Source organism: Streptomyces sp. NPDC045701, assembly GCF_056432045.1.
On sequence record NZ_JBWKJV010000030.1, the window covers coordinates 1 to 20,138 of the forward strand.

Annotated in this window: 20 protein-coding genes; 14 read left to right on the plus strand and 6 right to left on the minus strand. The window is 75.6% G+C overall.

Annotation, left to right across the window (positions count from 1 at the left end; genetic code table 11):
• Nucleotides 1-285: 285 nt before the first annotated feature.
• From AC07DW_RS25375 to AC07DW_RS25385, 3 genes are all read left to right on the plus strand, one after another.
• On the plus strand, nt 286-1,884 hold the full coding sequence (locus AC07DW_RS25375; protein WP_478859987.1) for a long-chain-fatty-acid--CoA ligase: 1,599 nt from the start codon (nt 286-288) through the stop codon (nt 1,882-1,884).
• A gap of 121 nt (nt 1,885-2,005) precedes the next feature.
• On the plus strand, nt 2,006-2,782 hold the full coding sequence (locus tag AC07DW_RS25380; protein WP_478859988.1) for an alpha/beta fold hydrolase: 777 nt from the start codon (nt 2,006-2,008) through the stop codon (nt 2,780-2,782).
• Nucleotides 2,779-4,029 (plus strand): cytochrome P450, encoded by a 1,251-nt coding sequence (locus tag AC07DW_RS25385; protein ID WP_478859989.1) that lies wholly within the window; start codon nt 2,779-2,781, stop codon nt 4,027-4,029. Before AC07DW_RS25380 ends, AC07DW_RS25385 begins: the two co-directional genes overlap by 4 nt.
• Here the strand turns inward: AC07DW_RS25385 and AC07DW_RS25390 are convergent.
• The 5 genes from AC07DW_RS25390 to AC07DW_RS25410 form a co-directional block, all read right to left on the minus strand.
• A complete protein-coding gene (locus AC07DW_RS25390; protein WP_478859990.1) occupies nt 4,006-4,743 on the minus strand; it encodes a class E sortase in 738 nt (245 codons plus the stop codon). The genes AC07DW_RS25385 and AC07DW_RS25390 overlap by 24 nt on opposite strands.
• 530 nt (nt 4,744-5,273) lie before the next feature.
• Complete coding sequence (locus tag AC07DW_RS25395) at nt 5,274-5,540, minus strand: WhiB family transcriptional regulator (RefSeq protein ID WP_478859991.1); 267 nt, start codon at nt 5,538-5,540, stop codon at nt 5,274-5,276.
• Between the two features lie 84 nt (nt 5,541-5,624).
• The gene (locus AC07DW_RS25400) at nt 5,625-6,797 is read right to left on the minus strand and encodes an anhydro-N-acetylmuramic acid kinase (protein WP_478859992.1); all 1,173 of its coding nucleotides are present in this window, start codon (nt 6,795-6,797) and stop codon (nt 5,625-5,627) included.
• A gap of 13 nt (nt 6,798-6,810) precedes the next feature.
• Complete coding sequence (locus AC07DW_RS25405) at nt 6,811-8,160, minus strand: MFS transporter (protein ID WP_478859993.1); 1,350 nt, start codon at nt 8,158-8,160, stop codon at nt 6,811-6,813.
• Between the two features lie 330 nt (nt 8,161-8,490).
• Nucleotides 8,491-10,155: a hypothetical protein gene (locus tag AC07DW_RS25410; protein WP_478859994.1), complete on the minus strand. Its 1,665-nt coding sequence runs from the start codon at nt 10,153-10,155 to the stop codon at nt 8,491-8,493.
• Between the two features lie 290 nt (nt 10,156-10,445).
• Here AC07DW_RS25410 and AC07DW_RS25415 point away from each other — a divergent pair, with 290 nt between their 5' ends.
• The 7 genes from AC07DW_RS25415 to AC07DW_RS25445 all read left to right on the plus strand — a co-directional run bounded on the left by AC07DW_RS25415 (nt 10,446) and on the right by AC07DW_RS25445 (nt 15,630).
• Nucleotides 10,446-10,634 (plus strand): hypothetical protein, encoded by a 189-nt coding sequence (locus AC07DW_RS25415; protein ID WP_478859995.1) that lies wholly within the window; start codon nt 10,446-10,448, stop codon nt 10,632-10,634.
• Between the two features lie 372 nt (nt 10,635-11,006).
• Nucleotides 11,007-11,195, plus strand: coding sequence for a hypothetical protein (locus AC07DW_RS25420; RefSeq protein ID WP_478859996.1), 189 nt, complete (start codon nt 11,007-11,009; stop codon nt 11,193-11,195).
• An 11-nt stretch (nt 11,196-11,206) separates the two neighbouring features.
• Entirely contained in the window at nt 11,207-11,911 is a 705-nt protein-coding gene (locus AC07DW_RS25425) for a hypothetical protein (RefSeq protein WP_478859997.1), read from the plus strand.
• Entirely contained in the window at nt 11,908-12,873 is a 966-nt protein-coding gene (locus tag AC07DW_RS25430; protein WP_478859998.1) for a DUF6895 family protein, read from the plus strand. The genes AC07DW_RS25425 and AC07DW_RS25430 overlap by 4 nt, the downstream gene beginning before the upstream one ends.
• On the plus strand, nt 12,870-13,799 hold the full coding sequence (locus tag AC07DW_RS25435; RefSeq protein WP_478859999.1) for a DUF6895 family protein: 930 nt from the start codon (nt 12,870-12,872) through the stop codon (nt 13,797-13,799). The genes AC07DW_RS25430 and AC07DW_RS25435 overlap by 4 nt, the downstream gene beginning before the upstream one ends.
• A complete protein-coding gene (locus tag AC07DW_RS25440; protein ID WP_478860000.1) occupies nt 13,796-14,839 on the plus strand; it encodes a serine hydrolase domain-containing protein in 1,044 nt (347 codons plus the stop codon). Before AC07DW_RS25435 ends, AC07DW_RS25440 begins: the two co-directional genes overlap by 4 nt.
• Entirely contained in the window at nt 14,833-15,630 is a 798-nt protein-coding gene (locus AC07DW_RS25445; protein WP_478860001.1) for a VOC family protein, read from the plus strand. The genes AC07DW_RS25440 and AC07DW_RS25445 overlap by 7 nt, the downstream gene beginning before the upstream one ends.
• A 120-nt stretch (nt 15,631-15,750) precedes the next feature.
• On the opposite strand, the gene AC07DW_RS25450 is transcribed toward AC07DW_RS25445, so the two are convergent.
• Nucleotides 15,751-16,818, minus strand: coding sequence for an MGDG synthase family glycosyltransferase (locus AC07DW_RS25450; protein WP_478860002.1), 1,068 nt, complete (start codon nt 16,816-16,818; stop codon nt 15,751-15,753).
• A 184-nt stretch (nt 16,819-17,002) separates the two neighbouring features.
• On the opposite strand from AC07DW_RS25450, the gene AC07DW_RS25455 reads away from it, so the two are divergent.
• The 4 genes from AC07DW_RS25455 to AC07DW_RS25470 are packed head-to-tail and all read left to right on the plus strand — an operon-like array spanning nt 17,003 to nt 20,084.
• On the plus strand, nt 17,003-17,830 hold the full coding sequence (locus AC07DW_RS25455; protein ID WP_478860003.1) for an SDR family NAD(P)-dependent oxidoreductase: 828 nt from the start codon (nt 17,003-17,005) through the stop codon (nt 17,828-17,830).
• 5 nt (nt 17,831-17,835) lie between these two features.
• Nucleotides 17,836-18,714, plus strand: coding sequence for a DMT family transporter (locus AC07DW_RS25460; protein ID WP_478860004.1), 879 nt, complete (start codon nt 17,836-17,838; stop codon nt 18,712-18,714).
• A complete protein-coding gene (locus tag AC07DW_RS25465) occupies nt 18,711-19,424 on the plus strand; it encodes a polysaccharide deacetylase family protein (RefSeq protein ID WP_478860005.1) in 714 nt (237 codons plus the stop codon). The genes AC07DW_RS25460 and AC07DW_RS25465 overlap by 4 nt, the downstream gene beginning before the upstream one ends.
• A 33-nt stretch (nt 19,425-19,457) precedes the next feature.
• Nucleotides 19,458-20,084: an alpha-ketoglutarate-dependent dioxygenase AlkB family protein gene (locus AC07DW_RS25470; protein WP_478860006.1), complete on the plus strand. Its 627-nt coding sequence runs from the start codon at nt 19,458-19,460 to the stop codon at nt 20,082-20,084.
• The last annotated feature ends 54 nt before the right edge of the window (nt 20,085-20,138 follow it).

A 20,138-nucleotide genomic window follows, 5' to 3' on the forward strand; every position in this document is an offset into this window, starting at 1 on the left:
CCGCCAGCACCCCGTCCCACTCCTCAACCAACCCCACCCCAAGCTCAGCCATACCCCAACTCAACCACAAACAAGTGCGATTGCAGTACTAGGAGCGGCCACGCGTCCGGAACAGTACGCAATTCCCCCCTGCCGAAAGGCGGTTCGTATGCCATGCTGGGAAGCCCTCGCCGCCCCGGCGCACACCGTCGCCGCATGCCACCCGCTCCCGTGGAACCGTGAAACCGGAGTCCCGATGCCCGGATCAGCTCCTTCCGTACGCGAGTCGCCGGACACCCCCGCCGCATGAGCGGCGACGCGACACCCGGCGCGGCCTTACTCCTCGCCGAGACCGCGGCACGCCGCCCCCGCCACCCGGCCCTCGTCACCGGGGCCGGCCGCGTCACCTACGGCGACCTGTGGGAACGGGCCCGCCGGTACGCCGCCGTCCTGCGCGCGCACGGCGTGGCACCCGGCGACCGCGTCGCGCTGCTGCTCACCAACACTCCGCACTTCCCGGCCGCCTACTTCGGCGTGCTGGCGCTCGGGGCGACCGTGGTGCCGGTCAACGCCCTGCTGAAGGCCGGCGAAGCCGCCCACGTACTCGGTGACTCCGGGGCCCGGGCCCTGATCTGCGCCGCCCCGCTCCTCGCCGTCGGTACCGCCGCCGCCCGGGACGCGGGCGTCCCCATCGTCCTCACCGTCCAGGGGGACGGGCCCGGCGGCGCCCCGGCCCTCGACGCCCTCGCCACGCGGGCCGCGCCGGTCGACACGTACGTACCACGGGCCCCGGACGACCTGGCCCTGGTGCTCTACACCTCGGGCACCACCGGCCGCCCCAAGGGCGCGATGATCACGCACCACAACCTCGTCATGAACGTCACCACCACCGTGGTGTCCCCCTTCGCCCTGCGCGACGACGACGTCCTGCTCGGCTGCCTGCCGCTGTTCCACACCTTCGGCCAGGTCTGCTCCATGGCGAACTGCTTCCGGGCCGGGGCCACGATGGTGCTGATGCCCCGCTTCGACGCGACCGAGGCGCTGCGGCTGATGACGGCCGAGCGGTGCACCGTCTTCATGGGCGTACCGACGATGTACGTGGGGCTGCTGGAAGCCGCCCGGCTCGACCCCGGCCGCCGCCCGCCCCTCGACCGGGCGTACAGCGGCGGGGCGGCGCTGCCGGTGGCGGTGCTGGAGGAGTTCCGCGACACCTTCGGCTGCGAGGTGTACGAGGGGTACGGCCTGACCGAGACGTCCCCCGTCGTCGCCTACAACCAGCCCGGCCGGCCCTGCCGCCCCGGCACGGTGGGCACTCCGATCCGGGGCGTCCGGGTCGCGATCGCCCGGGCCGGCGTGGAGGGCCGCGTGGAGCCGCTGCCGCCGGGGGAGATCGGTGAGATCGTCGTCCGCGGGCACAACGTCATGGCCGGCTACCTCGGCCTGCCGGAGGCCACCGCGGAGGTCCTGGTCGACGGCTGGTTCCGGACGGGCGACCTCGGGGTCCAGGACGAGGAGGGCCGGCTGACCGTCGTCGACCGCAAGAAGGACATGGTCGTCCGCGCCGGGTACAACGTCTACCCGCGCGAGGTGGAGGAACTCCTCGTCCGTCACCCCGCCGTCGCCGCCGTCGCGGTCATCGGCCTGCCGGACGACCGTCACGGCGAGGAGGTGTGCGCCGTGGTCCGGCCCCGGCCCGGCGCCGTCGCGGACAAGGCCCTGGCGGACGGGATCATCGCCTGGAGCAGGGCGCGGATCGCCGCCTACAAATACCCGCGCCGGGTGGAGTTCACGGACTCCCTCCCGCTCGGCCCGAGCGGCAAGGTCCTCAAGCGCGAACTGGTGGCCAGGTACGCGGACCGTCCCCGGCCCGCCCCCGCGCCCGCCCCGGGGCACGCCGGGGCGTGACCGCCGGAACACGCGCCCACGGGTGCGCCGGTACGGCGTTCACGGGGCGTGTGGTCTTGTGGCCCGGCCGACGGCGGGCCAAGGTGAACGCGACCGGCCGTCCCTCCCGAACGGAGCGCCCGTGGCACCCTTCCTCCTGCCCCACCAGCGGATCGGCGACGGTCCCCACCACGTCTTCGCCGTCCACGGCTGGTTCGCCGACCGCACCGCCTACGCGCCCGTGCTCGCCGACCTCGACGGCGACGCCCTCGGCTACGCCGTCGTGGACCTGCGCGGCTACGGCGAGGCGAAGGGCGCCCCCGGCCCGTACACCACCAGCCGGGCGGCCGAGGACCTGCTCGCCCTCGCCGACCGGCTCGGCTGGGAGCGGTTCTCCGTCGTCGGGCACTCGATGGGCGGCAGCGTCGCCCAGCGCGTCCTGGCCGCCGCGCCGGACCGGATCCGCAGGCTCGTCGGCATCTCCCCGGTCCCGGCGGGCGGGCTGCTCATGCCGCCCGAGCAGTGGGAGCTGTTCGCCGGGGCCGCCGAGAACCCCGGCAACCGCCGCGCCATCCTCGACGTCACCACCGGCGGGAGCCGGCCGGACGCCTGGCTCGACCGGATGGTGCGCCGCTCCCTGGACTGCAGCGACGCCACGGCGTTCCGCGCCTGGCTCGACTCCTGGGCGCGCGAGGACTTCCACGCCCACGTCGCCGGGCGCGACGTACCCGCCCTCGCGGTCGTCGGGGCGCTCGACCCGGCGCTCGGCGCCGAGCTGATGCGGCGCACCTGGCTGCGCTGCTACCCCAAGGGCCGGGTCACCGAGCTGCCGCGCGCCGGCCACTACGCGATGGACGAGACGCCCCTGGAGCTCGTCCGGGTCGTCGAGGACTTCCTGCGCGCGGACGGCCCGGAGTGACCGAGCCGCGGCCGCCGGTGCCGGACGTCTTCGACCCCCGGCTGTACGCGCGCGGCATCCCGCACGACGCCTACCGCGAGTTGCGCGACCGCCACCCGGTGGCCTGGCAGGACGAGTACGAGGTCCTGGGCTGGCCCGCCGGGCCCGGGTTCTGGGCGGTGACCCGGCACAGCGACGTCGTACGGGTCCTCAAGGACGCCCGCGGGTTCTCCTCGTACCTGGGCGCCACCCAGATCCGCGACCCCGACCCGGCCGACCTGCCGTTCATCCGGCGCATGATGCTCAACCAGGACCCGCCCGCACACGGCAGGCTCCGGCGCCTGGTCAGCCGCGCGTTCACACCGGCGCGCACCGACCGCTTCGCGGGCGCCGCCGCCCGCCGGGCACGGGACCTGCTCACCACCGCGTACGCCGCCGCCCGCGACGGGGACGGCACCGTCGACGCCGTCCGCGCGGTCACCGACGAGTACGCCCTGCTCAACCTCACCGACCTGCTCGGTGTGCCGAGGAGCGACCGGGGGCTGCTGCTCACCTGGACCGAGCGCGTCATCGCGTACCAGGACCCGGACGAGCCGCCGGTGCTGGGTCCCGACGGCACGCCCGTCAACCCGCGCTCACCCGCCATGCTGGAGGAGATGTTCGGCTACGCCCAGCAGCTCGCCGCGTACAAACGCGAGCATCCCGGCGACGACGTCATCACCTCCCTCGCACACGCCGACCTGGCCGACGGAGAGCTGGAGATGTTCTTCTTCCTGCTGACGGTCGCCGGGAACGACACCGTCCGCAGCGCCGCACCCGGCGGGCTCCACGTGCTCGCCACCCACCCCGAGGAGCAGCGGGCGCTGCGCGCCGGGCGGTACGGCCCCGCCGCCGCCGTGGAGGAGCTGCTGCGGGTCCACCCCCCGGTGCTGCACTTCCGCCGCACGGCCGCCGAGGACCGCGTACTGCGCGGACAGCGGGTGCGCCGGGGCGACAAGGTGGTCGTCCTGCACGCCTCGGCCAACCACGACGAGCGGGTCTTCCCCGACCCCCACCGCCTGGACCTGGGCCGCTCGCCCAACCCGCACGTGTCCTTCGGCGACGGCCCGCACGTCTGCCTGGGCGCCCACTTCGCCCGGCTCCAGCTGCGGGCGCTGCACGAGGAGGCACTGCGCGTCCTGCCGCCCTACGAGCCCGCCGCCCCGCCCCGGCGGCTGGTGTCCCACTTCATCAACGGCCTGAAGTCACTGCCCCTGCGTCTTCTTTGACGACACCAGGACGCCGACCTTGTCGATGCGGTGCTCGGGGTTGCCGTTGGCGTCCCGCCAGAAGTTCCCGGCCGCGTCGTCCTCGGGCGTCGCGCAGGTCGAGACCGTGATCATCGCCTTGGCAGGCCGCTCGCCGGGCCTGCCCGGCACCGCGGCCCGCTGTTCGGCGAGCGAGTTCGCGGAGCGGAACGACGTCGTGCGGGTCCCGGTGATCCGGTACTCGTGCACCGTGCCGCCCGAGGTCACGAGGACCGAGTCGCCCACGTCGAGGGCCGGGAGGTCGCGCAGCGGGCCACCGGCTGACAGGCGGTGGGCCGTGACCAGGTAGTTGCCGATCTCACCGGGTCCGACACCGCCCTTCGGGCCGTACGGGCTGGCCGCCACGCCACGGTCCTGGATACGCGTGCCCGCCCGGTCGTCCGTCGTCCCCTCGTACGGCACGACCCGCAGGTCCTCGACGCCGATCGCCGGGATGGCCAGCACGGCGGTCCGGGTGCGGGCCGTCTCACCGGGCGCGGGTGGGGGCGTGGGCGGGGAGGGCGCGAGGGGAGCCGCGGGCGCGGGTCCGGCCGCCACCGGGGCGGTGGACGCGTTCGGGACGGTCAGGGGCGCCGCGGGGCGTTCGGCGGCGCCGCTGCCCGCCGCGGCACAGCCGACGAGGGCCACGACGAGCGCGCCGGTGAGCGCGGCGGACGCGGTTCGGGTCTTGAGCATGGGGTTCCGGATCGGTAGCCGGGAGGTGCTGGCCGCCGTTCTGGACAGGGCGGCCACTTTCCGCCACACCACCATAAACCGGTCAGGTGTTCCCTGGGTAGACCCGGCGACACCGCGTGACGGCCCCCTCGCCCACGGTCGCGGGCCCGACCGGCCGGTACCGCGAAGGGCCGACCGGAGTGATCAGGCACGCGCCGACGACCTGTTCGCGGTCACGGGTCAGCGGGGCCCGGGCCCCCGCGCCACGTCGGTGATCCGTCCGCCCCGGCGGGCGACCCGGCGGTCGGGGCGGACGAGGACGCCGGGAAGCGCACGGCGCACCGGTTCTTCATGTCCGGCGGGATGCCACCCCGCATGCCCCGGGACGTTCCCCAGGCCGGCGTCGCGCCGGCGATGCCCGTGGCCGCCGGCCCGACCACCCGGCCGCCGCCCGGCCTCCGGGGGGCGCGGGCGGCGGCCGGGTGAACGGCCGGTGGGGCGCCGTCCGGTCGACCGGGACCGGCGGCGCGGCCGGGCCGCGGCGGGCCGGTTCAGCCGGTGCCCCGCATGGCCGCGGCCCGGCGGGCGGCGCGGCGGCGCTTCAGGGCGCGCCGCTCGTCCTCGGTGGTGGCGCCCCAGACGCCCGCCTCCTGGTTGGACTCCAGCGCCCACTCCAGGCACGGCTCCCGCACGGGGCAGCGGCGGCACACGCTCTTCGCCTCCTCGGCCTGGAGGACCGCCGGACCCGTGTTCCCGATCGGGAAGAAGAGGTCGGGGTCCTCGTCGCGGCACACCGCCTGCTGGCGCCAGTCACTCATGGAACTCTCCCGGTTCGTCGTACGGTTGGTCCTCTCCGGGTCGCCGCAACGGGAGGGGTCGAAACTAATCGCCATGAATTGACGTCAATTGGTGGCGAGTCGGAGCCGCGCGGGCGCCGTGGTGACCGGCTCCGGCAGGCGCAGCCCACGCCGGCCCGGGGTGACCGAGCCGAGGACGCTCGGGTGCCGGGCCCCGGTGCACGCCGGGACCGTGCCGGCGAGGCCGTGGACGGTCAGGAACCCGAGCACCGCGAAGGCGTACGCCTCCTTGGCCGCCGACGGCAGGCCCAGCTCGTCGGAGCGGCGCAGCGGGACGCCGCCAAGTTCCGTACGGACCATGCCCATCAGTACCGGGTTGCGGGTGCCGCCGCCCGACGCGAACACCTCGGTCGCCCCCACCGACCGGGCGGCGTCCGCCACGGTACGTGCCGTCAGCCGGGTGAGGGTGGCCACGACGTCCTCGGCGGGCAGCGCCTCGTGACCGGCCAGGGCGGCCCGCAGGTACGGCAGGTGGAACCGTTCCTTGCCGGTGGTCTTCGGGGGCGGCTGGGCGTAGTACGGATCGTCCAGCAGCCGCCGCAGCAGCGCCTCGTCGGTCCGGCCGCGGCCGGCCAGGGCACCGTCCTCGTCGTATCCGAGCCCGCCGCCGGTGAGGTGCCGCACGGCCGCGTCGATCAGGGCGTTCGCCGGCCCGGTGTCGAACGCGGCCGGGGACCCCGCCCCGGCGGCCACCGTGAGGTTGGCGATGCCGCCGAGGTTCAGCGCCACCGGCACGCCCGCGCGCCCGCGCAGCCACAGGACGTCCACGATGCTGACGAGCGGTGCGCCCTGGCCGCCGGCGGCGACGTCACGGGTGCGGAACCCCGACACCACGGGGCGCCCGGTCGCCTCGGCGATCCAGGCCGGCTCGCCGAGCTGGAGGGTGCCGTGGACGGTGCCCCCTTCCACCCAGTGGTAGACGGTCTGCCCGTGCGAGGCGACCAGGTCGGCGCGCCCGCCGCACAGCTCCTCGTCGGCCCGTACGGCGAGGGACGCGAAGGCCCGGCCGACGCGGGTGTCGAGCCGGCACACCTCCTCCACGGTGGTGGCCGCCGGTGGCAGGGCCGCGGCCAGGGCGGTACGCAGCTCACCGGGGTAGGGCGCGCTCACCATGCCGAGGGGCGCCAGGACGAGCGTGTCCCCCTCCAGCGACAGGTCGGCCGCGGCGGCGTCGACGGCGTCGTACGACGTCCCCGACATCAGTCCGATGACCCGCACGATCCTCCCCGCCTCAGTCGCGCAGCGCGCGGCGGTGGTCGTCGCCCCGCAGGCCGGCCAGGGCGAGGGCGCTGACCGCGCAGGTGGCGGCCACGTAGTACGCGGGGACGTCCACGTCGCCGGTCCGTTGGACGGCCGCCGTGATGACGAGGCCCGCGCAGCCGGAGAACACCGCGTTGGACAGCGCGTACGCCAGACCGAGACCGGTGTACCGGACGCGCGTGGGGAACATCTCCGCGAGCATCGCCGGCCCCGGCCCCGCCATCAGCCCCACGACCGCCCCGGCGGCGCACACGGCGAGGCCCTTGGCGGCCGTCGGCGCCCCCGGATCCCGCAACAGGTCCAGCAGCGGGAACGCGGCGAGCGCGGCCACCACCGCGCCGGAGACCATCACCGCGCGCCGCCCCACCCGGTCGCTCAGCGCGCCCGCCGGGAGGATCGCGGCCGCGAAACCCGCGTTGGCGAGGGCGGTGGCGGTCAGCGCCTGCCGGAACGAGGCGTCCAGGACGCTCTGCAGATACGACGGCAGCACGACCAGGAAGGTGTAACCGGCCGCCGACCAGCCCATCAGCCGGCCGACGCCGAGCGCGATCGCCCGCGCCGTCTCCCGCACGGTCGCGGGCACCGCCCGCGCCCGCGCCGGACCGCCCGCCGCCGCACCGGGAGGGCGCCGGAACGACGGCGACTCCTCCAGCCGGAGCCGCAGCCACAGCGCGCCCAGACCCATGGGCAGCGTCAGCAGGAACGGCACCCGCCAGCCCCACGCGCCGAGCTGTGCCTCGCTCAGTACGGTGGCGAGCCCCGCCGCCGTCCCGGCCCCGCCGAGCAGGCCCAGGGCCACGGTGAAGGACTGCCACGCCCCGTACAGCCCGCGCCTGCCCGGCGGGGCGAACTCCGTCATGAGGGACACCGCGCCGCCGAACTCCCCGCCGGCGGCCAGGCCCTGAACGATCCGCAGCGCAGTCAGCAGCCAGGGCGCCGCGGCACCGATCGTGGCGTACGACGGCAGCAGACCGATCAGCGTGGTGGCGGCCGTCATCAGCAGCACCACCAGGATCAGCGTGGGACGCCGCCCGGCGCGGTCGCCGAGCCGGCCGAAGAGCGCCGCGCCGACCGGCCGGAAGAAGAACGCCAGAGCGAACGACGCGTACGTCCTGACCAGCGCCTCCGCCTCGCCGCCGCCCTCCGGGGTGAAGAACGTGGCGGCCATGACGGTGGCGAAGCAGCCGTAGACGCCGAACTCGTACCACTCGATGAAGTTGCCCACCGAACCCGCGACCAGCGCCCTGCGCGAGCCCGGCGGCCCGGCGGGCCGGGTGGACCCGGCGGCCTCCTCTGCGGGGCCGTGCACGGAGGTCGTCATACGGTGCCCTTCCGGGGGTGGTCGGCCAGGTCATGCTTCCCTTCCGGGCCCGCCGGGGAAACGGTCCGGCGCGGCGTCGGGACCGGCCGCGGGCAGCTCCTCGGTGTCCGCCGCGCACTCGGTGGCCTCCCGCGACGTTCGGTCAGGCGGGCCCGGCGGGCGCGGCGTTCGACCCTCCACGGCACACGCACCGGCGACCGGGGCGGCAGCGGCCGTGACGTCGGCGCCGCCGGCCATGACGATGTCACGGCCCGTGGGGGCGGACACGACGACGGGAGCCGCTCTTGGAGCGGCTCCCGTGCGACGGCGGCCCGCTGAGGGCGGCGCCCGTCATGCGCCGTTGGTCGCGTCGGGCTCTCTCTGCCTGCGCAGCAGCGCCGAACCCGCCAGCAGTGCCGTGACCATCGCGCACGTCACCGCCGCGGCGCCCGACCATGCCCACGACCGTCCCAGGCTGCCGTCCAGCAGCGCGAACCCGGTGCTCCCCGCCATCCCGTGGAGCGCCACCACTCCGACGGACGCCGCCGCCGCGAAGCCCCACACGCGGGGCGAGTCGCGGACGATCAGCCATTCGCCGAGCACCACGCAGAGCACGGTGACGACGAGGGCCAGGGTGTCCGCGTACCCGCCGGACCGCAGACCGGCGAGGTCCGTGGGCAGGTGGATGATGCCGCAGGCGAACAGGGCCGCCGCGGCGGGCCAGCGCGTCCCGGACCGTGAGGACGCGGGGGCGTCACCGGCCGGTTCGCGGTCGAGGACCTTGGTCTCGGGTACCGGCGCCGTGACGCCCGCGAGGGACCGGGGCGGGCGGACGTGCGGGTTCTCGGGCACCGACGGGAGGGGGCCGGACGGTGTCGCGCCGGGCGTCGTGCCGGTGGTCGTGCCCGGGACCTCCGGCGGGAGTGCGCCATCGGCGGTGCCGAGGATGCTGACCAGCTGGACGACGTCCTCGATGGGCCTGCCGACGGCCGCGGCCCGCAGGGTGGTGTCGCTGTCGTCGAGCGTGTGGCCGGCCGCGTTGAGCATCGCGACCAACTGCCGGACCTCTTCCAGGGGCCGGGCGACCGCGGCGGCGCGCAGCGCCTCGTCGGCCGGGCTGTCGACGGCGTTGGTTTCCTTGAGCTGGGTCACCAGCGCGGCGACCTCCTCCAGGGGGCGGTAGGTGGCCGCCGTCCAGATCAGTGTCCGTATGCGTTCGTCGCCGTCCTCGTCGTCGGCGCCGGTGCCCGCCGTCTCACCGAGTACGGCGTCCACCAGCGCGGCGTCGACCGCCGCGGCGGGCTCCCCGTCGGCGGGCGCGGTGCCGGTGGCCGCGGTGTCGTGGGCGGCGCTGTTGTCGGAGGGCGTCTCCTCGGCGGGGGCCGGGTCGGCGGGCGTGGCGTCGTCGGACGCCCCGTGGGCCGGGGCGGTGCCGGTGACGGTGGTCATGCCGTCGCCGGCCGTTCCGGCTGGGCGCTCCACGGCCCGCGCCTCGCGGTACCCGGCCTCGCGCGGCGCGTGTTCGGGACGCGGGGGCTCGCGGTACCCGGGTTCGGAGTAGACCGGCTCGCGGTACGCCGCGTCGTCCGGCGCGTTGCCGGGGGTGCCGGCCGTGCCGGGCGTGGTGTACGCGGCGGTGCCGTCGGTGCGCGCCGCGGTGGGCCCGGGCGGCGGGGCGGACGTCGCGTGCGTGCCGTTCGCGGGGACCCCGGTCGGGTGACTCCCGTTGCCGGGCGCCCCGTTCGCGGGTGCCGCCGCGGGCGGTGCGGCGTGTGTGTAGGTGCCGTTCGCGTGCGTCGTCCCCGCCGGGGGAAGGGGCGGCGCGGGTGGTGCGGCTGCCAGGCGTACCGCCTCCGCGTGCGCCACGTCGACGGGCACCGTGCCGAACGGCGGCGCCTCGGTGTGCGCCGCGTCGACGGGCACGCCGGCGGTGCCGGACCGGTCGGGCGGGTGGGTGGGCTGCGCCCGGTCAGGGGCCGCCGCCGCGGGGCGGGTTGTGGGGTCATCGGTTGTCATGGCGTGGCTCCGTTCGCCGGACTCCGGTGAGGCACACACCGTGTCGGTCGTCGTGCGCCCACGGGGAGCGCGCGGTTTGCACCATCTAATGGGCAATGGAGGCAATTGCGCCATCCGGGATGGGCAGACGGGCGACCCATGACCCGCGTGGCCGCAAACGGTGACGGGGGGTGGGTGTTTGTACCACAAAGCGCGGCTTCCGCCATTTCGCCTTCCGGGGGACTGCGGTCCACTGGGAAGTGGAAGAAAGCATTCCGCTCCGCATGAAGGGATGATGAAGGGATGATGGCATGACGTCCATCGAGCCTGAACTCCGGGACCGCACGAAGGTCGCGGACAGCGAGATCGAAGCCGTCCTCAACCCGGGCGAAGCCGAGGGTTTTTATCGCGACACCCGTGAATGCGGGATCCTGGCCCTCGAGGCCGGTGGAGGCGAGCTGCTGCTGTCGCCCCCCGCGCCGCGCCCGAAGAAGGGTTGAAGAAGCAACTGAATCGTGGAGGTGCGGCGCTTGATCCCCGAGAGGGGCGTGGTGCCAGTCCCCCCACGAGTTGCCCGGCCTCCACCCCATGGGCGGAGGCCACTTCCTGTTCCGGCCGGACTTCCATGCCGCGCCCACGCCGTGCGTGTGCCGGGTGGAGGCCGGCGCCCGGGCTCGGCCCGTCCGTGCCCCTCGGCCCGTCCGTGCCGCCCCGAGTGGCCGGGCAGAGTCGGTGTCCACGTCACGTACCGTGCGGCGGTCCGGAGTTCGCGGTGTGGACAAAGGTGATATCTCCGCCGTTTGCACCCCATGGCGGTCTGGGGTCCACTGGGAAGTGGAAGAAGGCACTCCTTTCCGTAAGGGGATGGTGGTATGACCTCGACCGAACGTGAACTCCGGGACCGGACCAAGGTCGCGGACATCGACATCGAAGCGGTCCTCAACCCCGGTGAGGCCCAGGGCTTCTACCGCGACACCCGCGAATGCACGGCGCTGGCCCTGGAAGCCGGCGCGGGCAAGCTGCTGTTGGCCCCTCCGGCGCCGCGCCCGAAGAAGGGCTGACGGGCAACGAAATGGAGCAGTCCAGTACTTCGACGCCCTTGACAGGCGCGGTGCGGGACCTCGCCACCCAAGTGGTCTCCGCTCTCACGAGCGGGGACCACACCCGGGTTGCCGCCGGCCCGGCGGTCACCATCGGGGACGACGACCTCGGCCTCGCCGCGGTGCGCGTCATGGGGGCCGACGTCCTGCTGCCGAGCGTTCTGTACCGCGGCACACCCGCCCCGGTCGACCTGGCGGTGTGCGAAAAGGCGGTGCTCGCCTACCCGCCCGGCCCCGGGGCCTCCACCACGTCGCGCTGGAGCCACTGGGCCATGACCCGCACCCTGCGGGACCTGGGCGCCCCGCCCGCCGAGACATCCGACGCGGACGCCGAGCCGGACGACGCCGCCTGGCTGGACGACCTGCCCTGGCAGGCCCTGACGCACCGGCTCGCCCTGCTTGCCGCGCTCGCGGTGCCCGGGACCGACAACGCGGTCGCCCGCGTCGCGGCACGCCGCACCGTCGACGTCGCGCGCGGCTTCGTCCGCGCGGTACGGCGCCGTGGCTGGCTCCAGGCGGCCGGAGCCGGACGCTGGCTGGCCGTGCTCGACGGCGTACCCGAGACACTGGGCCTGGACGCCGGACTGGAGTTCGTGGCGCACATGGGCGGCGATGACCCGCAGGTGGCGCTCCACCTGCACGCCGCACGCCACCTGCGCGCCGGGGCACCGTTGTGACGGCTGCGACGGGCACGACCCCGGTCGACCTCCGGCGCGTGGCCGAGTCCGCGCTCGGCTGGCTGTCCGACAACCGCGCCGGCTTCCGACTCGGTGAGGACGCCCTGGAGGCGGACGCCGACGTCGACGCTTCCTGGAAGCCGCTGGGCGAGCTCGCCCAGACGTGCGTCTCCATCCGCCGCCGCACCAGGCCCGGTACGCACCCGCACGACACCGCCACCGACCTGCTGGAGTACGCCTGGCGCGAGACCCGCCAAGGCGCTCTCCTCCTCGACCTGCAGCGGCTCGAACCCTGCGCGACGTACCCCCTCGAGGTGTACGCCGCGTTCGCCTCGGGCGGCCTGCGGCACCCCGCGTACGAGGACTTCGCCGCCCACCTCGTCCGCACCCGCAGCTGGCGGACGACGGAGCTGCTGCCGAACCGGCTGCTCAGCATCCTCAACTCCGAGCGGCGCTCGGGCCTCACCCCCCACGAAGCGCCGCCCGCGGTCCTGCGCCGCACCTGGCTGGGCGGCCTCCCCGAACCGTGGACCTTCGAACGGTTCGCCGGATACACGCTCACCCACGTCGTGTTCCACCTCACCGACTGGGGCCACGACACGCGTGGCGTACCGGACGAGGTCGCGGACTACCTGGTCACCTGGCTCCCGGCCTGGCTGGACAGCTGCGTGGAGACCCAGCACTGGGACCTGTGCTGCGAACTGCTCGCCGTCGCCGCCGGCCTGCCGGAGCCCCCCGCGCCCGAGCTGACCGAGGACGCCTGGGCGGCGGTGGCCCGGGCCCAGGACAGCACGGGAGCCCTGACGGAGAGGGGGCGCGGACCGCGTGGTGAGGACGTCCTGCGGGTCTTCCCCAACTGTTACCACTCCACGCTGGTCGCGGCCTTCGCCGCCACCCTGACCGAAGCCCGCCGCCCCGTCGGCCGGGACACCGACGAGCCCCATGGAGGAGTGCCGGCATGACGGCCGCCAGTACCCGCCTCGTCCACACCGTCGGCGTGGGCGCCATCGAGTGGCTCCACGCCCACCGCGACGGCTTCCGGCTGGAACCCGACGTCGACCCGGCGATCGGCTTCCTGGAGCGGTTCAAGCCCGTCGGTGAACTGGCCGTGATCTGCAAGGTCCTCTTCCGCGAGGGAGTGGCCGGCTCCCGCCAGGCCGACCTCGCCCGCAAACTCCTCGACCACGCCTGGCGCGAAGTCCTGGACGGCGGCCGTGCGCTGGTGCGTGGTCAGCGCATCGAGCCGACCTCCCCCATCCCCTTCGAGGTGTACGTCCCGTTCCGGGAACTCGGCTACACCCAGCCGGAGCTGGAACGCGCCATCCGGATCAACCACCGGCTCACCGGCTGGGCGGCCCTCGAGGTGCAGCCCGTACGACGCCTGGGCCTCAGCGCCTTCGAGCGCCGCTTCGGGCTGGCCCCGAGCCTGCCGGAGGACGAGGCGCTCGCCCGCACCTGGCTCGGCCGCACCCCGGAACCGTGGACCGTCGGTCCGCACACCGCGTACGACATCACCCACACCGTCTTCCACCTCACCGACTGGGGCGAGAACCCCGGCGGCCTGCCGCCCGCCGTCGCCGAGCACCTCGAACTGTGGCTGCCGGCCTGGCTCGACGACTGGCTTGACCTCGAACGCTGGGACCTGCTCGGCGAGTTGCTCGTCATCGACGCCTGCCTGCCGGAGCCCACGTTCGACGCCGCCGCCTGGGAAGGGTTCGCCGCCGCTCAGCAACCCGACGGCGCCATGCCCGCCCTCGACACGATGCCGGAGGGCGACCCCGAGGACGTCTTCGACATCGTGTACCACCCCACCCTGGTCGCCGCGTTCGCCTCGGCGCTGGCCACGTCACGCGCCCTGCAGCGGCTCACCGCCGAGGCCCCCGCATGAGCCGCCCCGGTTCCCACGACGGGCACGACGGCGACGACACGGAACTTCTCGACGAGGCCGTGCGGGCCGTGGACGCACCCGACGTCGTCCTCGCCCTCTCCCGGCACGGCCGCCGGACCGTCCGCAGCGGCGGCACCGCACCCCCCGGCCCCGTACCGCGCGAGCGGCTGCGCTACGAGATCGGGTCGGCGTCCAAGACCTTCACCGGCCTGCTGCTGGCCGACCTCACCACCTCCGGCGCACTGTCCGGCAACGACCCGGCCGCCTCCCTCCTCGACCCCGGGAGACCACCGGGCCGGCACCCCGTCACCCTCACGCACCTGATCACCCACACCTCCGGACTGCCCCCGCTGCCCGCCGACTTCTACCCGCAGGCCCTGCCCCGCTGGTCCACCAACCCGTACGCCCACTACCCGCCCGAACGGGTCGTCCGCGCCTTCTTCCGCGCCCGCCTCCGGTACCGCCCAGGCACCCGCTGGCGCTACTCCAACTTCGCCGTCGCCGCCCTCGGGCACACCCTCGCCGCCGCCACCGGCACCCCCTGGGAACGGCTCCTGACCGACCGCGTACTGCGCCCCCTCGGACTCCGCGACACCGCGCTGCGCCCCTCCGGACCCGACACCGACGCCACCGGCCACCACGAGGACGGCACCCCCACCCCGCCCCTGCTCATCGGCGGCTTCCAGGCGGCGGGCGCGGTGCGCGCCGGCCCGCACGACCTGCTCACCTTCCTCGAGGCCCACCTGCGCCCGGACGCCTCCCCGCTCGCCGCCGCCCTGCGCGACGTACGCCGCCCCCTGCTGCGGCGCGGCCTCGGACACGTGCACACGCACACCCTGACCTGGTTCCACCACCCGGCCGAGGGCGGCAGCATGTACTTCCACATCGGGGCCACCAGCGGACAGACCGCCTTCCTCGGGTTCCGGCCGGACAGCGGCACCGCGCTCGTCGCCCTCTCCACCCGCCGCTACAGCCGCGGGAACACCCTCGTCCCGACCGCCTACGCGCTGCTCAGCTCACTGGAGGCCCGCCCGTGCTGACGACCGACTTCGTACCCGGAACCCCCAACTGGATCGACCTGGGCGCCCCCGACACCGACGCCGCCGTGGCGTTCTACTCCGCCGTGTTCGGCTGGACGTTCCAGTCGGCCGGCCCGGAGGCCGGCGGCTACGGCTTCTTCCAGCGCGACGGCGGCACCGTGGCCGCTCTCGGCCCGCTGGCCGGGGAGGGCGCGAGCCCCGCCTGGACGCCCTACTTCCACACCCGCGACGCCGACGCCACGAGCAGGGCGGTGGAACAGGCGGGCGGTTCGGTCCGCGTACCGCCCATGGACATCTTCACCGCCGGGCGGATGGCGGCCTTCACCGACCCGACGGGTGCCGACTTCGCGGTGTGGCAGCCGGGCGACACGAAGGGCGTCGACACGGTCATGGAGCCCGCCACCCTGTGCTGGACCGAACTCCGGACCGCCGACGTGCGGGCCGCGAAGGACTTCTACGCCTCGGTCTTCTCGTGGGAGTACCGGGACATGGACATGGGCGGCGACACGGTCTACTCCGTCGTCTCCTCGCCCGGTGGCCCGGCCGACGACCCCGGCCACGGCGGCATCATGCCGCGACCCGAGGGGGACCCCGTGGCCGGGCCCGGCTCCACCTGGTACCCGTACTTCGGCGTGACCGACTGCGACGCCACCTTCACCACCGCCACCGGACACGGCGCCACGCCCCTGGCCCCGCCGGCCGACGTGCCGGGGGTCGGCCGCCTCGCGCTGCTGAAGGACCCCGCGGGCGCCACCTTCGCCCTCATCAAGGGCGACCCCACCACCACCTGACCCCCACCACCCCCACCTGACCCCCACCACCACCTGACCCCGCCCCGCCTCCGCCGGCCCGGCTCCGAGGGGGGCTGAGCGCCTTGCCGCGGGCCCGTCCCCGGAGGCGCCCCGGCCGGGTCACCGCCCGAGGTCCGCGACCAGCCGCGCGGCGTCCGTCCGGAACACCGCCGAGCCGGCCGCCGTTCGCCCGTCCCGCGCGGCACCCGGCCGGGCGAGTTCGCCGACGGCGGCGAGCAGTTCCGGGAGGCCGACGGCATACGTGGTCAGCCCCTCGGCGGCCATCTGCCGCACCCCGGCGGCCCCGTGCCCCGCGATGGGCCGGTAGCCGACGACCGGGACTCCCGCCGCGAGGGCCTGCACCGCCGTCTGGCCCGCCGCGTTGTCGACCAGGACCCGCGCCGACGCCATCAGCCCCGGCATGTCGTCCGTCCAGCCGAGCGCCCGGACCCCCGGGAGCCGCCCGGCGCGCCGGCGCAGCCGCTCGTCACGCCCGCACAGCAGCACCGGCAGGAAGCCGTGCCGGGCGAGCGCCCCGGCCGTCCGCAGCAGTCCCGGCCCGACCCCCCACGCCCCACCCGTCAGAAGCACCACCGGCGGCCCGTCCGCGTCCGGGGCCCGCCCCCCGGCCCGGTGGAACTCCGGGGGTACGACCGGGCCGGCGGCGACCGCCACCCGACCGGTGCCCTCGCGGGCCGCCCGGGCGGCCGGCCCGCTGACGCACAGGTACAGGTCGTTGCCCGGGTCCAGCCAGGCGCGGTGCACCGCGAAGTCGGTGACGAACACCGCGCACGGCACCCGCAGCGCGCCCCGGCCGCGCATCCGCCCGGTGACCTGGCCCGCGAGGTGGAAGGTGGAGACGATCACGTCGGGCCGCCACGCCGCCACCAGCGCGCCCAGCCGCCGCTCGGCGAGCCCGGCCATCGGCGCCACGTCCGGCGCCCGGCCGGGACGCGGCCGGGGAGCCAGGAACAGCGCGTGGATCGCCGCGTACACCGGGGGCAGCCGCCGTACCACGAACCGGTAGAAACCGCGCACCGCCGGTCCCACGCCGGGCGGGAGCAGCGTCAGCACGTCGCGCACCAGGACGTCGTGGCCGCCGGCGCGCAGCCGGCGTGCCAGCTCGCCGGCCACCGCGTCGTGGCCCGCGCCCATGCTCGCGCTCAGGACCAGGCATCGCCGCCCCATGTGGCGCCCTCCGTTCCGTGCCCGTTCCATCGTGTGCCGCCCCGCCCGCCGGCGCGGCCCGGCGCGCGGCCGAATCGGACTGTTCGGGTGGATCGTCGGGCACGGTGGCGGATGCCGGGAGGCGAACCGGCGGGAAACCAGGAGGCTGGAAGGGCACGGTCGACGACAGTCCGGAGGATCCACCATGCCCCCTACGCCGCGTCCCGAGGCCACGCCCCGTCCCGAGGCCCGGCCGGGAAGGGCACGGCCCGCCGGTCGCCCGGTCGCCCGCCCGGTGGTGCTCGTCACCGGGGCGTCGTCCGGGATCGGGGAGGCGGTCGCCGACCGGTTCGCCGCCGACGGCCGGTGGCGGCTGCTCCTCGGCGGCCGGGACGAGGAGCGGCTCGCGGCCGTGGCGGACCGCACGGGCGGCGACGCGCTGCGGGCCGACCTGGGGGAGCGGGCCGGGGTGGAGCGGCTGGCGGCCGACGCCCTGGAGCGGGAGGGGCGGGTGGACATGCTGGTGGCGGCGGCGGGAATCGGCTGGGCGGGGCCCTTCACCCGGATGCCGGCCGACACCGTCGACCGGCTCATCGCCCTGAACCTCACGTCCGTCGTGCACCTCGTGCGGCTGCTGCTGCCCGGGATGGCGGAGCGGGGCGCCGGGCGGGTGGTGATCATCGGGTCCATGGCCGGGCGCGTGGGCGTGGGCAACGAGGCGGTGTACGCCGCCACCAAGGGCGCCCTGCTGGCCTTCGCCGACAGCCTCCGCTACGAGCTGGCCGGGACGCGCGTGGGGGTGACCGTGGTCCTGCCGGGCGCGGTGGACACCCCGTTCTTCACCCGGCGGGGCGCCCCGTACCACCGCCGGTATCCACGGCCGGTGTCACCCGAACGGGTGGCCGACGTGGTGTGGGGCGCGGTCGTACGGGGCCGCGACGACGTCTTCGTACCGTCCTGGCTGGGCATGCCGGCCCGGCTGCACGGAGCGGTGCCGGGCTTCTTCCGCGCCATGGCCAAGCGGTTCGGCTGACCGCGGTGCTGGCCCTCTCCATCTGCCTGGCGCTGCTGGCCGCCCTCGGCAACGCCGGGGCGTCCGTGCTCCAGCGGCAGGGTGCGGCCGCCGCCCGCCCGGACCCCGGTTCGGCGCGGCGGGGCTCGTGGATGGCCGGACTGGTGCACCGGCGTGTGTGGGTGTGGGGCGCGGCGCTGCTGGCCGTCTCCGGCGTCCTCCAGGCGCTCGCGCTGGCCACGGGCCCGCTGTCGGTGGTGCAGCCGGTGATGAGCACGGAGCTGATGTTCACCCTGGTCGTCGGCGGGGTGGTGTTCCGCCGCCGGCCCGACGCCAGGACCCGCTGGGCGTTCGCCGCCATGGCCCTCGGCCTCGCGGTGTTCCTCGCGATGGCCGATCCCACGGGCGGCCGCACCACCGTGCCGCCGGCCGACTGGGGGTGGACCGCGCTGGGCACGGGCCTGTTCGTGGCGCTGATGTGCCTGGTGTCGCCGCGGCTGTCGCCGGCGCCGCGCGCCGCGGTGCTGGGCACCGCGACCGCGACCGGCTTCGCCTGCACGGCCGCGCTGCTCAAGGACGCGCTGGGGCGGCTGCCGGACGGCGTCGGCGCCGTGCTGACGACGTGGCAGCCGTACGCCGCCGTCGTGGTGGGGCTGGCGAGCTTCCTGTTGCTCCAGGTGACGCTGCGGGCGGGCAGCCTGGTCGCCTCACAGCCCGCGCTGACCCTGGGGGACGCCCTGCTGAGCGTGGTGCTGGGCGTCGCGCTGTTCGCGGAGCGGGTGCACCTCGGGTGGCGGGTGGTGTTCGAGGTCCTGGCGCTGGCGCTGCTGGTCGCCGGGTGCGTGCAACTCGCCAGGTCGCCCCTCGTCACGGACGACCCCGAGCACCCGGAGGACCGGTGGTGAACGCGCTTCCGGTGGGGGTGCTGGGCGCGGTGGCCGCCTGGCACATCGGCCCCGCCGCGACCTGGCTGCCCGGCGCCCGGGCCGCGCTGTGGCCGGGGCTGGACGGGCGGGGCGACCCGGCACACGTGGCGCTCACCTTCGACGACGGCCCCGACCCGGAGACCACGCCGCGGTTCCTGCGCACCCTGGACGCCCTGTCCGTGCGGGCCACGTTCTTCGTGTTGGGCGGCCGGCTGGAGCGCCACCCCGGCCTGGGCCGGAGAATCGCGGCGGAGGGCCACGAGCTGGCCGTCCACGGCTGGCGGCACGACCGGCCCTGGTGGCCGCGTCCGCTGCGCGACGCCCGCGATCTGGCGCGTACGGCGGACCTGGTCGCCGAGGCCGCCGGACGGCGCCCGCTGTGGTACCGCCCGCCGTACGGCATCCTCACCGGCGGCCGGTGGTCCGCCGCCCGCGCCGCCGGGCTGCGCACGGTGCTCTGGTCGGCGTGGGGGCGCGACTGGACGGCCGGGGCGACCGAGCGGAGCGTGTGCGCCGAGGTCACCCGGACGCTGGGCGGCGGCGCGACGGTGCTGCTGCACGACTCCGACGTGGTGAGCGCGCCGGGGGCGTGGCGGGCGGCGCTGGGCGCGGTGCCCGAGCTGGTCGCCGCGTGCCGGTCGAGGGGGCTGGAGGTCGGCCCGCTGGCCGAGCACGGATTGATCGAATAGCTCAAAGGTTCGATTCGCTCGTACGCTAAGGGCATGACCGCGCATCTGCAGGGCTCGCTCTTCGACCAGGCCGACGAGATCCGCCTCGGACCGCTGACCGGCGTCCGGCGGACCGTGCTCGGCGACGGCGCGTGGATCGACCTGCTGCCCGGCTGGCTGCACGGCGCGGGCGCCCTGTTCGAGGAGCTCGCCGGGAAGGTCCCGTGGCGGGCCGAGCGGCGCACGATGTACGACCACGAGGTCGACGTACCGCGCCTGCTCGCCCACTACGGCGAGCGGGACCCCCTCCCGCACCCCGTGCTCGACGAGGCCCGCGACGCCCTGTCCGCGCACTACGCCGCCGAACTGGGCGAGCCGTTCACCACGGCCGGCCTCTGCTACTACCGGGACGGGCGGGACAGCGTCGCCTGGCACGGCGACCGGATCGGGCGCGGATCGCGCGAGGACACCATGGTCGCCATCCTGTCCGTCGGTGAACCGCGCGATCTCGCCCTGCGCCCGCGCCGCGGCGGCCCCGCGACCCGGGTGCCGCTCGGGCACGGCGACCTCGTCGTGATGGGCGGCTCGTGCCAGCGGACGTGGGAGCACGCCGTCCCCAAGACCGCCAAGGGCGTCGGCCCCCGCATCAGCGTCCAGTTCCGCCCGCGGGGCGTGCGCTGACCGGCGCGGCCCCACACGCGCCCCAGGTCGTGTCCGTGAGGTCTCGCCCGCCCG